A 13,743-nucleotide genomic window follows, 5' to 3' on the forward strand; every position below is an offset into this window, starting at 1 on the left:
AGGGAGTATTTTCAACATGGTGAACCAAAAATTACAAGCACCGGCCGGACCGCCAAGCGATGTCGAGGATATAAAAGATCGAAGTGACTTTTTACGCGGCACTTTGAAGGAAGTAATGCTAGACCGGATCAGTGCCGGAATTCCTGATGATGACAACCGCCTGATGAAACACCATGGCAGTTACTTACAGGACGACCGTGACCTTCGAGCTGAGCGCCAAAAGCAAAAGCTTGAGCCGGCGTATCAGTTCATGCTTCGTGTTCGCCTTCCAGGCGGCGTAGCTACACCAGCACAATGGCTGGTGATGGATGAACTTGCCGAAAAATATGGGAATAGTACGTTAAAACTAACAACTCGTGAGACATTCCAAATTCATGGAATTTTAAAATGGAATATGAAAAAAACAATTCAAGAAATCCACGGTGCTCTTATGGATACGATAGCCGCATGCGGAGACGTAAACCGGAATGTGATGTGTACCTCTAATCCCTATCAATCGGAAATTCATACCGAAGTCTATGAGTGGTCAAAAAAATTGAGCAATGATTTACTTCCGCGCACAAGAGCCTACCATGAAATCTGGCTTGATGAAGAAAAAGTGGCAGGGACTCCAGAGGTTGAAGAAGTGGAACCAATGTACGGCCCGCTTTATCTACCAAGGAAATTTAAAATTGGAATTGCTGTTCCACCTTCAAATGATATTGATGTCTTTTCTCAGGACTTAGGTTTCATTGCTGTAATCCAAGACGAGAAGCTCTTAGGTTTTAACGTGACGGTCGGCGGCGGTATGGGAATGTCGCATGGTGATACGGCAACCTATCCGCAGTTAGGGAAAGTTATTGGCTTTTGTAAGCCTGAACAAATGTATGATGTGGCAGAAAAAATTATTACGATTCAGCGCGATTACGGTAATCGTTCTGTTCGCAAATATGCCCGTTTTAAATATACAGTTGACCGTCTTGGTTTAGAAACAGTGGTGGAAGAACTAGAAAATCGCTTAGGCTGGAGCTTAGCTGAAGCAAAACCATATCATTTCGATCATAATGGAGATCGCTACGGATGGGTAAAGGGTGTCAAAGGGAAATGGCATTTAACACTATTTGTTGAAGGAGGCCGGGTGGCTGATTTCGACGAGTACAAGCTTAAGACTGGCTTACGTGAAATCGCCAAAATCCACAAGGGAGACTTCCGCCTTACTTCTAACCAAAACCTGATCATCGGTAATGTCACAAGTCAGAAAAAGAAACAAATTAGTGAGCTAATTGAAAAGTTTGGATTGACGGATGGAGCACAGTATTCAGCTTTACGCCGCAGTTCAATGGCCTGTGTTTCACTCCCTACATGTGGTCTAGCAATGGCAGAAGCAGAACGCTATCTACCTCGTTTGATTGATAAAATCGATGAAATTGTTGAAGAAAACGGTCTTCGCAACAAAGAAATCACCATCAGAATGACTGGTTGTCCGAATGGATGTGCCCGCCATGCACTTGGTGAAATTGGTTTTATTGGGAAAGCTCCAGGTAAATACAATATGTATCTCGGTGCAGCTTTTGACGGAAGCCGCCTCAGCAAAATGTACCGTGAAAATATTGGTGAAGAAGAAATATTAAGAGAATTAGGCTCGATTATTCCGCGCTATGCAAAGGAACGAAACGAAGGGGAACACTTTGGAGATTTTGTTATTCGTGCCGGAATAGTGAAAGCCACAACAGACGGCACCAATTTTCATGAATAATGCAAAAAAAGGAAGTTCTCTACTGTTGAGGACTTCTTTTTTTCATTTAGTCATAACAAAGCATGTAGAAGTAGATTCGCTTACCCGGATAAGTGGGAGAGAAATAGAAAATGTTAAGAGGGGGAACGAGGAGTGATAAAAAATGAGTAGTGTATGTGAACTATGTGGTCGAAGTGATGTTGAAACAACCATACATCATCTTCTGCCAAAAGAAATGGGTGGTACCTTTGGCCCGACTGCAAATTTATGTATCCCTTGTCACAAACAAGTCCATGCCCTTTATACCAATGAAGAAATTGCAGGTCGCCTCACTACCATTTGTGAGATGAGAGAAGATGAAAGACTTGCAAAATTCATAAAATGGGTCCGAAAACAACCTTCAACTAAAATAATGAAGATTAGAAAATCTAATCAAAGAAAGGGAAAATAAAAAGTGTCCTTTTTTAGGACACCTATCTTTGGATATTCGTGTATCAATTAAGGGGATTACATAGTTAGCTATTATTTGTTTCATTTTCTATGATCCGAACTACTCGACCATTAAAGGTTTCGAGCCAGTACCCTGTTGTCATGTCAGCAATGGATACACCAAGATCGCTCTGTGAGCCAATAAATTTACCATCTCCTATGTAGATTCCAACATGTCCGTCTTTTTTGTATGTATCAAAAAAAACTAGGTCTCCAGGCTTAACTTCTTCGACTGGAACTTGACTTCCCGATTGAGCTAGGACATCAGTCGATGCTCCAATTTTTACTCCTGCTTGAGCAAAAGCCCAATGAACAAATCCGGAGCAATCAAATCTTCCATTTGCAATATCATATTCATTTCTCCCGCCTCCAAATACGTAGACAGAATTCCCGATATATGGATAACCCGCTGTAATAATGGCTGCTATGTATTCATCGTCAATGATTGGAAGAGAATCTAAATTTGTGTTGGGTGCAACTTGTTCATTAGAATCCGTTTCTTCCTGTTCCGAAAGAGATTCAAATTGTTTCTGTTGCTCAATTAATTGGGCTTGCATTCCTTCTAGATCGCTTTTCATATTTGCAAGGGAGGCAAGTTCCTTATCTAAGGAAGCTCTCTTACCTTCCAGGTCTAGCTTTTCAGACTCCTGCTGTTCTAAAATGGTCCGGTCTGCCTCAAAAATAGTCACAATGGCTCCAACTCGCTCAAGAAAATCTCCAAAGCTGGTTGAACCTAGCAGTACCTCAAGATAGGTTACATTACCCCCGCTTTGCTGCAATGTGAGCGCGCGTTCTTTCATTACACTATTCCGTTTTTTAATTCGATTTTCAATAAACTTAATTTCCTCTTTCAGACTGGTAACCTTTGATGTTGCATTTTCCACTTCTAACTCTATTTTTTTTATGTATTCCTGATTATCCTGAAGGGCTTGATTTACTTGGGTTAATTTATAGACGAACTTTAATTGATCCTCATTGATGGTTGCAGGATTTTCAATGTTTTCTGTTGTTTCACCTGTTGGAACTGGATGAGGTAGGGAACTGTTAGTTTCGGCATTAGCTGAGGTTATGTAAAAGGCTGATCCTGTTAAAATAAATATAGCTAAACTTACAAAAATTCTACTCACTCTCTTCACTACATCACTTCCTTATCTTAAAAATCTGAATTATTTGATTCCTCCGTGAGTATAACATAGCAAGTTATCAATCGTGTATTATTAGCTTTACAAACAAATAACAAACATGTTTCGTACCAAAAAATAAGAGAGGTGGTTTAACCTCTCAGTAAGTCACCTATTAGAGTTTTATGATCGCTGGATGTTGGAAGTAGAAAAGTTTTTAATCATCTTTTGTAAATTTCGATGTCCTTCACGTAATTTGATTGTCTCATCAATAATCTTTTGAAATCCTTCTAAGTCACGATCTGTGGCATTAAGTAAGGTTTTCGGCAAACCTTCGACGATTTGTTGTAGGGATAATTCCACGCAGAGACCACCTTTCAACGTATTCGTTAGACAATTTGTCTTGTCTTAATAATTTTTGATAGAGTGTAGTTATTCCTGCAAACACGGTAAAAAACTTATCTACATATATCCCTAGAATATGTAAAGAAAAGGCTTGATTTTACGAATATCGACGGTAATTTATGAAAGAAACCCCATCATATGTAGAAACTTGAAGGATATTTTACAGGTTTTATATAATATAAGAAATTAAAAGGGGGAATTTGTATGTTTCGGTTTAAGGCAATTGATCATGTTCAACTGGCCGCTCCAAAGGGTGGTGAAGACACAGCAAGAGGTTTTTTTAAAGATATTTTGGGTTTTGAGGAAATTGAAAAGCCGGAAGAACTTAGGAAACGAGGCGGGGTTTGGTTTAAAAATGGCAGTACACAATTGCATATCGGAATAGAAGAGCCATTCGTACCCGCTAGAAAGGCACATCCTGCTTTTGAAGTCGAAAATATTGTACTTTTGAAGACGCATTTGAACGCAAATGGTGTAGATGTCATTGAAGACAATAAATTACCTGGTGCTAATCGCTTTTATGTATCAGACCCCTTTGGGAATCGAATTGAAATACTGGAATGGCTCTAATTTATTTAATTGTAAAGATAGATTTCTTGCTCGAAAATAAAAAAAACGGTAAGATTTAGAGAAAAGAAAGGGGGGGAATATCATGTCTTTTGATATTTCAGTGTTAGGTTTACCATACCACAGTCTGGACGCAGCAGCAGTGGATAAAAGTCCAAGTGAGATGGTGATCACCGATGAAAAGGGTGAAGGTTTTTACATAGTTACACGGGATGTTTACGAGGATGGTCCTAAGCAGCAAGGCTTTAAAATTGTTGTTAATGAAGGAGAATAGAGAACATTTTAGTAGCTTTACGATTGGACAAGGTTTTGTCTATCAATTTCAAAAAAACTGAACGACTATAGTTACCTAAAACCATAAAAAATGCTATTCTTTATATAGGATAGCTTTTTTTATGTCGTAGAAAAGGTGATTGAGAATGAAGACGATCAAAAGAGACAATAACCAAATATTGGGGGATCAGGAGCAATTTCATCACCTTATTGATATGTCTCCGAATATTATATTTGTTTATCAAGAGGGAAGAATTGTTTATGCTAATCAGAAAGCGACGAGAATTATCGGTGGGAACAATGCCGGCTTGATTGGCAAGTCTATAAAAGATTTGTTTGGACCCAAGTTTGAAGGGAAAATCTTATCTTTGTTAAAAAACCGAGACGAGGACATGGTTGTAGGGAAACTCATTTCGCTGGATGGAAGGGAAATTTACCTGCAAACAAGCGTTGTTGAGGTGACTTTTAATAGTAATAAAGCAATTATGGTTGTGGGTCAGGACATTACCTCTACCAGAAAAATTCTTGGCGGGGAAACTGAACTTTTCCATTATCATGCTGATATCGCTATACGGGAAGCTAGAAAGGCTGGAAAAAACAAATACAACCCTCAATGCGACTACCAGCAATCTTTTACTTCCAATCCTTTAAAAATGGAAATGGACCTCTATGAAGCGATTGAACGGAACGAACTCCTGTTGCATTACCAGCCAAGAGTAGATTTAAAAACAGGTAATATTATTGGTGTCGAAGCATTGGTTCGCTGGAACCATGGGAAATTTGGAATCATTCCTCCAGGTTCGTTTATATCCATTGCAGAAGAGTCCGGGTTAATAAATCCGATAGGGGAATGGACTTTGTTTACAGCTTGTAAACAAAATAAGGAGTGGCATCGCAAGGGTTTTTTGACGGTAGTTTCTGTAAACTTATCCCCTTTACAATTCACGAAAGAAAACTTCGTAGACACTGTGGAAATGGCTTTAAGAGAAACGGGTCTAGAACCAAGTTATTTAGAACTAGAAATCACTGAGAGTATGACAGTAGATATCGACCGGACTATAAGGATCTTAAATAAGCTCAAAAAGCTAGGAGTCCGTATAAGTATAGATAATTTTGGAACTGGATTTAGTTCGTTAAGCTATTTAAAACAATTCCCGTTAGATTCGTTAAAGATTGACCAGTCGTTTGTTCAAAAGTTGTATCAAGATCCCAACGATGAAACGATTGTTAAAACAATCATTTCGATGGCACATAACCTAAATTTAAGCGTCGTGGCAAAAGGGATTGAAACGAGGGAGCAGCTTCTATTTTTACAAGAATATCTTTGTGAAGAGGGTCAAGGGTACTTTTTTACTAAGGCCTTACCAGCATTGGAATTAGAAGAAAGATATCATGATATTCAAAAGAAAGTAAAAGAATATGGTTTGTCTGAAACGAGGAACGAACATATCTGGATGCAGGAAATGTTGAGAAAGGCTAGAAAAGAATTATCAGAAACGATTCGCTTTCAGCAAGGCATGACTTTTAAATATAAATTAATAAATGGTGAATTTATCCATACTCTGTGTGATGGGGAATTATTGTACCGGATGGGTCTGGTCCCTTCTCAAGTAGTTGGGAAAAGTTTATTTGAATTCCTTCCACAGGAATTTGCTGCCGATAAGTTAAGTTATTATGAGCGAGCCTGGAATGGGGAAGAGCATCTGACATATGAAAATGAATCGAATGGAATCTTCTATCTTGCTGCACTAAGCCCAGTGAGACGTGGCGGCGAAGTGGTTGAAGTGATTGGTTCTTGTGTTGATATTACCGAAAGAAAACGAGTCGAAAAAGAATTACAAGAAAGCCAAAAAAAATATCGGACAATCGCCGACAACATGAACGACTTAGTTTCCATATTGGATATTAAGGGGAAGGTATTGTATGCTTCTCCTTCACATGAAACGGTATTGGGTCATCCTTTAGAGTATTATGAAGGCAAAAACGCAATTCACTATATTCATCCAGATGATCAATTAGTCACTTCATCTCTATACCAGCAAATAATGCAGGAGAAATTTGCTCAAAAATCCGAGGTTCGTATCAAGAATAAAAAACAGGAATGGAAGTTATTTGAACTTTTTTGTAATCCTGTCCTTGGAGACAATGGTGAAGTAGAGCATATTGTTGTAACAGGTAGGGATATTACAGAAAAAAGATCCGCAGAGGAACAGCTATGGAAGGCGGAAAAGCTGCAGTTAGTTGGTGAGCTAGCAGCGGGTGTGGCCCATGAAATACGAAACCCGATTACCGCAATAAAGGGATTTATTCAACTTTTTCAAAGAGGCATGATAAAGGATGAATACTTTGATGTTATTCTTGGTGAATTTGACCGAATCGAGGACATTATTAAAGAGTTTCTCTCTCTAGCGAAAAATCAAGAAATGAAACCTAGTTTTGCTAGCATTCCTGTCTTGTTAAAAGAGGTAGAAACCTTGCTCGAATCGGAAGCTAACTTAATGAACATTCAGTTTTCTATGGAGATTGAACCTAATGTACCACAGATTATTTGTGATCCTAACCAACTGAAGCAAGTGTTTATTAATATCATTAAAAATAGTATTGAATCGATTCAAACGGATGGTTTAATAAAAATTAGGATTTGTACAGAAGAAGATTACCTCGTTGTTAAGATTTCCGATAATGGTATTGGAATCAGTGAAGAACGGCTCCAAAGATTAGGAGAACCATTCTACAGCAATAAGGAAAAGGGAACCGGACTAGGTCTAATGATTTCGTTTAGAATCATTAAACAGCACAATGGTACAATTACCTTTAAAAGTAAAGAAAACCAGGGAACAACAGTTGAAATAAGATTGCCGAGATCTTAGTCGTACAAGCATCAGATATTTTTATAGTAAAAAGGTTGCCATTTATCTGCGGCAACCTTTTTGTGTTTATAAGTTTTTTAAAATAGTCCTATGGAATGGAAGAAGACAAACAGTATGCCTACCGGAACAATATAGCGTATTAAGAAGTACCAGATATCAAACAAAACACCGATTCCTTTAGTACCTAGTTCTAATTCTTCTCTTACTAGCTTCCGGGGAAGTCTATAGCCCACGTACAGCGAAATCAAAAGAGCTCCAAGCGGAAGACCAATATTGCTAGTGATAAAATCTGCAAAATCAAAGACAGATTTGCCTGCAATTTGTACATCGGACAGGACTCCAAACGATAGTGCACTTGGAATACCCATTAAAAAAATAAGAATACCCGCACTCCAAGTTGCCATTTTCCGCTTGTTTGTCTTATCTTTGACAAGAACGGCGACGATAATTTCTAGCAGCGAAAATGCAGAAGTTAACGTTGCAAAAAGCAGTAAGACTAGGAAGATGGCTAAAAAGATCCCGCCAAAGGCCATTTGATTAAAGACGGCTGGCAGAACGACAAATACTAGCCCCGGACCTGCCCCAGGCTCAAATCCCAGTGCAAACACCGCTGGAAAAATAACAAGGCCTGCAAGCAGGGAAATAAAGATGTTTAAACCGACCACTGAAAAGGCTGACTTAACCATATTTTCCTGCTTTGATAAATATGAAGCATAGGTGACCATCACAGAGCTCCCTACACTAAGAGCAAAAAATGATTGCCCCAGAGCATAAAGAATTGTCTCAGCTTTAATAGCAGAAAAATCAGGCTGTAATAGAAACTTAACTCCTTCCATTGCCCCATCTAGAGTCAGTGACCGAATCACAAGTACGATGAATAATATAAACAAGGCTGGCATCATATATTTACTAGCACGTTCAATCCCTGCTTGGATTCCTCCCTGAACAACTATGATGGTTAATAGAAGGAAAATGAATTGACTTACCACAGACTCAAAAGGATGAGTAATGATGTGTGTGAACAAATTTCCATAGTCTAATTCAGAAGTCAATGCACCTATTAGGCTTCTCCCTAGATAAGATAGAATCCAGCCGCCAACTACGCTATAGAACGAGAGAATGATGAATGAAACAATCACCCCGCCGTATCCCATTAAGTGCCAGCGAGAATTTGGTGACAGCTTACGATAGGCAGTCACAGCATCTTTTTGGGCAGAACGTCCAATAACAAATTCCGCAATTAAAATCGGTGTGCCAACGAAGACGGTTAATAGTAGGAAAATCAGGAAAAAGACTCCTCCACCGTTCGTCCCCGCCATATAAGGAAACTTCCAAATCGCACCAAGCCCAATGGCTGAGCCAGCAGCAGTAGAATGAATCCAAGTTTAGAAGTCCATTGATCATTATTTTTCATGTAAAAGTAAACTCCTTCTTCTGTCTAAAAAATTCGTATTGTACAATAATACTATTGTTAACAAAATATTTGTAGTTTTTTATAAGAGATACAGAAAATTACCATGAAAAAGCTATTCCTATCAGCTCAAAGTATGACTTATTTCTCATTGACAATACCTATATTCGTTTTAAAATAAAGCAATGTGCAAATGAAATATTGTCAGGTACGTAAAACAATCCGTGAATCAAAGAAATCGGGGAGTGCCTGTCACTGGGGGTAGGTAGAATGGAAACGAGACAGCAGAGAAGAGCGGCTAAACATGATGGGTTTCATTTCTTTTCTAAGGGCTGGATTCAGAAACTAATCGTAACCGGCATGGTTGCGGCTATTTTGTTTTTGCTTATTATTAATATTTTTATATGGACGAGTGATGTGAGTAAGTTAAATCAGCCTGCTCCGCAGCCGACGATTATTTATGACCAAAACGGTGACATTGCCAGTAAGATCTCAAGTTCTCGGATCGAAGGGGTAGGAATAAAGAAAATTCCTAGTGAAGTAATCCATGCGGTCATTGCTACGGAGGATCAACGTTTTTATAAGCATAATGGCATTAATTACGTAGCGATCGTTCGAGCGTTTTTTAAGAATATGCTGAGCGGTGATATTGTAGCAGGAGGAAGTACAATTACACAACAGTTGGCCAAAAATGTGTTTCTAACACATGAAAGGACCTATACAAGGAAAGTAAAAGAGCTGATTATCACCAAAAAGATCGAACGTTCTTACACAAAGGATGAAATTATCGAGAGATATTTAAATCAGATTTATTTTGGAGAGGGAGCATGGGGGATTGGGCGTGCTGCAAAAACCTATTTTGGTAAGGATGTTAGTGAATTAACTTTGAGTGAAGCAGCCATGCTTGCTGGGTTAATAAAAGCTCCCTCCATCCTTTCGCCCTTTAAAAATGTGGAAAAAGCGATAGAGCGTAGAGACATCGTGTTAACATTGATGAAAAATGAAGGCTATATTAATCAAAGCGACCTCGAAGCAGCGAAGAGCCAAACGATTGTATTAAATGATAACCAGGTAGAAGATGAGTACAATGGCAAATACCCATATTATGTTGATCACATCATTGACGAAGCGATGAAAAGATATAAGCTAACAAAAAATGAAGTGCTTTCTGGAGGTCTTCATATTTATACGGAGTTAAATCCTATTATTCAAACGGCAACCGAAGAGGTATATCAAAATGAGAATCTGTTTCCTGCCAGCCAAGATAATCAACTGCTTCAAAGTGGTGCTATTTTCATTAACTCTTCCACTGGAGGGATACAGGCACTCGTGGGCGGCCGCGGTGAACATACGTTTTTAGGTTTTAATCGTGCGACACAATTAGTCAGACAGCCAGGTTCTACTATGAAACCATTGGCTGTATATACTCCCGCTTTAGAACAGGGGTATGAAATATTTGATCTTTTAGAAGATAAACCAATCAACATAGGGGGCTATCAGCCACAGAATTATGATAAGCGTTACCGAGGACAGGTGACGATGTATGATGCCGTTGTGAATTCATATAATGTCCCTCCCGTTTGGTTACTCAATAAAATTGGGTTAGAACAGGGAACGAAGTCAGTGGAACGCTTTGGAATTCCTTTGAAGGATGAAGATTCTTCTCTTAGTATTGCTCTCGGAGGAATGAATGAGGGGACCTCACCACTTTTGATGGCACAGGCTTACACCGCATTTGCCAACAATGGAGTTATGCCCGAGGCACATTCCATTCAAAAAATTGAAGATTCCAGAGGGAAGATCATTGCAAAATGGGAAAAGAAGTCAACTAAAGTGACAGAACCAGAAGTGGCCCAGAAAATCACCTATATGCTAAAAGGTGTAGTCACAGAAGGTACTGGCAAAAATGCTAAACTGACAGGCCTTGATGTTGCAGGAAAAACCGGGACAACACAACTTCCATTTGCGAACAACGGAGGGGCAAAGGACCATTGGTTTATTGGATATATCCCTAACATCGTAGGTGCTGTTTGGCTCGGCTATGACAAAACAGATGAAAACCATTTTCTTACGATCTCTAGCGGGGGAACTGCACCAGTAATTTTTAAAGAAATCTTAAATAAATCGCTGTCAGAGATCTCTAATCAAAAATTCGACTTATCACTTATTGAAAAGACCTACAAGGAAGAGCTGCAAAAAAGAAAAGAAAAAGAAGAGAAAGTTAAAAAAGAAGCAGAAAAAGCTAGAAAGGAAGAAAAAAAAGATAAGGAGAAACAGAATAATGGTAAGGGAAAAGAAAAGGGTAAAAAGGGTAAAGAAGAAGATGATGATGACGATGACGATGACTAAAAAATATTGAACAGTCAATATTAAGGCTCCGAACCCTTAACAATAAGGCTTCGGAGCCTTCTATTTTGCATCGTCATCGATTAAAAATGGTGTTGTCGTTTTAACAAGTTAAATCCCCTTGAATAGAATAATAAATGTTGTTAGTCAAATTTATCTTGTTCATTGGAGGGTAAAAGTTGAAAATAAAATATGAATATACCTTTGGGTTACCGCGAAGAATAGTCTGGAAGTTTATTAAAGATCAAAATGTACTTAGAAATTCCATTTCAGGTTGTAAGTCTTTTGTTGAGAGTTCATCTGGCGTATATAAAGCCGAAGTTGAAATCAGTATGGGTCCTATTAAGGATCATTTTATCATCGATATCTGCAGACAAAAAGAATTGGCACCGTCCTTTTATCGGCTGCATGTTAAAGGAAAAGGGAATCTAGGGGAGATTGAGGCATATGCCGATCTTAACTTTTATGAAGCGCAGGGAGGTACCAAACTTTCTATTGTTGCAGATGCCGAGGTAACAGGTGCACTTTCTGTTGCAGCAAAACGGATGTTGGATGGCGGGGCGAATAAAGGGTTAGAGAGATTTTTTCAAAAGTTAGAACGAGAAATTAAAGTGACGTTATATAAATTAAAACGAGAAGGCAGGTGAATGGGACTCCATTACTTGCCTTCTTCTTTATTATATTTCCTTAGATAAATAGAACGATTACTTTTATTAAATAGAGGTTACAATACTTTTAAAGTTTAGCAATATCTTACCAATCGACAAAAACTGAATAACTAAATAGATAAAATGATATTTGTTGTTATGGAATATTACAAAATGGAGGTGCTTCTATGAAGAACTTACTCCTAATGCCGATCCAGCAAAAAAGGCAATTCTTCATCAGTGAACTTATAAAGGTGGGTGTTTTTAAGAAAGAAGATAAGCATTTATATGAACTAACACTGAATGACTTAGAAGAAGAGTATCATAAACAAATGGCGTGAGGAAAATCATACTTAAACCCAAAGCCGGAGGTTTCCGGCTTTTCGTGTTTTTTAAAAGAAAGAATTGTATACTTAATGATTAGGTATGTTAAATTACCGGCAGAAGTGAAAGGGGTTAATTATCTTCATGCATATTAATGAGTTACATAAATGGGTATCGAAACTCGAACTTAGCCCGCATCCCGAAGGCGGGTACTTCAAAAGTACCTTCGAATCAGACGAACGTATAACAGACCAGGAACTATCGGTAAATTATGATGGTGAGCGTAAGTTGTTTACCAGTATTTACTTCCTGTTAACCTCAAACGATGTTTCTCATTTCCACCGGCTTAAATCAGATGAACTGTGGTATTATCACGGCGGGAGTCCACTTACGGTTCATATCATACATGAAAACGGTGAGTATGAGGAAATAAAACTTGGCATAAATCTCGACAATGGAGAAGTTCCACAAGCGTTAGTAAAGAGAAATTCAATCTTCGGATCATCGGTTATGGTAGAAGATACATGTGCTCTTGTAGGCTGTATGGTGTCACCAGGATTTGAATTCCAAGACTTTGAATTATTTACACAGGACGAGCTTTTAGATAAATACCCACAGCACCTAGAAATTATCATGAAATTGGCCTATAAAGAGATTCTAAAATAAGGGAGCAGAATAAAGTGATTGAAAAAGTAGTGCAACAACAAATTGAGTATTATAACAAGCAAGATATTAATGGTTTTGCCAGTACATACGCAGATGATATTACGGTATATACTTTTCCTGACAACACGGTCACGTTAAGTGGAAAGCAGGCACTGGTGGAAAGATACCTGGAGACATTTAAAAAGAAAATGTTTGCAGAAATAATAAATAGATCGATTGTCGGTAATCGAGTCATTGATTGGGAAATTGCTACGAATGGACTTACAGGAGAAAAAGCTAGTTTAATGGCTATTTATGAAGTAGAAAATAATTTGATTTCTAAAGTTTGGTTTATAAGAGAATAAGAAAAAGGCAGGCAGGCCTTTGTCCTTGGAATAGGGCAAGGGCCTTTCTAAATTTAATGCAGTATGTGTTTTAACTGCTCAACATGTCTGCGGCTGGTATCGATTACTTCTTCAGCGATTTTTCTGCTTTCAGGGTCAAGATCACCTTTTACAAGCTCCTCTGAATACTCAACACCATAGTTATTCATTCCCTTGATTGCATCCTCAATCATGCTCGTTTGATCATCGGGGAGCATGATTTTATGCATATAACTGTGCATACTGCCTGAGAATCCTTCACTATCAGCCGGCACTCCACCTAGGTTTTGGATTCGTTCAGCTATTTTTTGCGCATTTTCTTTCACTTCTTGCTGCATCGATTGAAGTTGTTTCTTTAAGTCGGCATTGTCTACTTCTTGGATATAGTGTTCTAGAGAGCGAATGCCCATATAAGTTCCTCTTAGTAGTGTGTTTAATTCCTCAATAACGGTCTCGTTTGTCATAAAAATCACATCCTTGCTTCTATTATTTAGCAGTAATTGTGATTTATTCGTTAACTCAATTATTTTAGGGCTGTTTTTTTAATA

13 protein-coding genes and 1 pseudogene are annotated in these 13,743 nt (G+C 38.4%); 10 read left to right on the plus strand and 4 right to left on the minus strand.

Translation table 11 applies throughout. From position 1 onward, the window contains the following. Positions 1-16: 16 nt before the first annotated feature. Both cysI and BTR25_RS09595 read left to right on the plus strand, forming a co-directional pair. On the plus strand, positions 17-1,735 hold the full coding sequence (gene cysI, locus BTR25_RS09590; protein ID WP_075687848.1) for an assimilatory sulfite reductase (NADPH) hemoprotein subunit: 1,719 nt from the start codon (positions 17-19) through the stop codon (positions 1,733-1,735). A 142-nt stretch (positions 1,736-1,877) separates the two neighbouring features. Further along, positions 1,878-2,165, plus strand: a complete 288-nt coding sequence (locus BTR25_RS09595; RefSeq protein ID WP_075687849.1) for a restriction endonuclease — start codon at positions 1,878-1,880, stop codon at positions 2,163-2,165. 64 nt (positions 2,166-2,229) lie between these two features. On the opposite strand, the gene BTR25_RS28410 is transcribed toward BTR25_RS09595, so the two are convergent. Together BTR25_RS28410 and BTR25_RS09605 are read right to left on the minus strand one after the other, a co-directional pair. Next, positions 2,230-3,339: a C40 family peptidase gene (locus BTR25_RS28410; protein WP_083652310.1), complete on the minus strand. Its 1,110-nt coding sequence runs from the start codon at positions 3,337-3,339 to the stop codon at positions 2,230-2,232. A gap of 168 nt (positions 3,340-3,507) precedes the next feature. After that, complete coding sequence (locus BTR25_RS09605; RefSeq protein WP_075687850.1) at positions 3,508-3,687, minus strand: hypothetical protein; 180 nt, start codon at positions 3,685-3,687, stop codon at positions 3,508-3,510. A gap of 246 nt (positions 3,688-3,933) precedes the next feature. Between BTR25_RS09605 and BTR25_RS09610 the strand changes: the two genes are divergently transcribed. From BTR25_RS09610 to BTR25_RS09625, 3 genes are all read left to right on the plus strand, one after another. After that, positions 3,934-4,299 (plus strand): VOC family protein, encoded by a 366-nt coding sequence (locus tag BTR25_RS09610; protein ID WP_075687851.1) that lies wholly within the window; start codon positions 3,934-3,936, stop codon positions 4,297-4,299. 82 nt (positions 4,300-4,381) lie between these two features. Further along, positions 4,382-4,570 carry a hypothetical protein gene (locus BTR25_RS09615; protein ID WP_075687852.1) on the plus strand — a complete coding sequence of 63 codons (189 nt, stop codon included), beginning with the start codon at positions 4,382-4,384 and terminating at the stop codon, positions 4,568-4,570. 145 nt (positions 4,571-4,715) lie between these two features. Then, positions 4,716-7,439 carry an EAL domain-containing protein gene (locus BTR25_RS09625; protein ID WP_083652311.1) on the plus strand — a complete coding sequence of 908 codons (2,724 nt, stop codon included), beginning with the start codon at positions 4,716-4,718 and terminating at the stop codon, positions 7,437-7,439. A 77-nt stretch (positions 7,440-7,516) separates the two neighbouring features. Here BTR25_RS09625 and BTR25_RS09630 read toward each other — a convergent pair. Then, positions 7,517-8,853: pseudogene (locus BTR25_RS09630) on the minus strand (sodium-dependent transporter). Between the two features lie 267 nt (positions 8,854-9,120). Between BTR25_RS09630 and BTR25_RS09635 the strand changes: the two are divergent. The 5 genes from BTR25_RS09635 to BTR25_RS09655 all read left to right on the plus strand — a co-directional run bounded on the left by BTR25_RS09635 (position 9,121) and on the right by BTR25_RS09655 (position 13,177). Continuing rightward, positions 9,121-11,199 (plus strand): transglycosylase domain-containing protein, encoded by a 2,079-nt coding sequence (locus BTR25_RS09635; RefSeq protein ID WP_075687853.1) that lies wholly within the window; start codon positions 9,121-9,123, stop codon positions 11,197-11,199. A 176-nt stretch (positions 11,200-11,375) separates the two neighbouring features. Beyond that, positions 11,376-11,843: an SRPBCC domain-containing protein gene (locus tag BTR25_RS09640; protein ID WP_075687854.1), complete on the plus strand. Its 468-nt coding sequence runs from the start codon at positions 11,376-11,378 to the stop codon at positions 11,841-11,843. A 188-nt stretch (positions 11,844-12,031) separates the two neighbouring features. Further along, positions 12,032-12,184 (plus strand): Fur-regulated basic protein FbpA, encoded by a 153-nt coding sequence (locus BTR25_RS09645; RefSeq protein WP_075687855.1) that lies wholly within the window; start codon positions 12,032-12,034, stop codon positions 12,182-12,184. Between the two features lie 127 nt (positions 12,185-12,311). Further along, positions 12,312-12,833 (plus strand): cupin domain-containing protein, encoded by a 522-nt coding sequence (locus tag BTR25_RS09650; RefSeq protein ID WP_075687856.1) that lies wholly within the window; start codon positions 12,312-12,314, stop codon positions 12,831-12,833. A gap of 14 nt (positions 12,834-12,847) precedes the next feature. Beyond that, a complete protein-coding gene (locus BTR25_RS09655) occupies positions 12,848-13,177 on the plus strand; it encodes a nuclear transport factor 2 family protein (RefSeq protein WP_075687857.1) in 330 nt (109 codons plus the stop codon). Between the two features lie 53 nt (positions 13,178-13,230). On the opposite strand, the gene BTR25_RS09660 is transcribed toward BTR25_RS09655, so the two are convergent. Beyond that, positions 13,231-13,659, minus strand: coding sequence for a DUF2383 domain-containing protein (locus BTR25_RS09660; RefSeq protein ID WP_075687858.1), 429 nt, complete (start codon positions 13,657-13,659; stop codon positions 13,231-13,233). Between the last annotated feature and the right edge of the window lie 84 nt (positions 13,660-13,743).

Source organism: Bacillus sp. MRMR6, assembly GCF_001940785.1.
Taxonomy (GTDB): Bacteria; Bacillota; Bacilli; order Bacillales; family Cytobacillaceae; genus Neobacillus.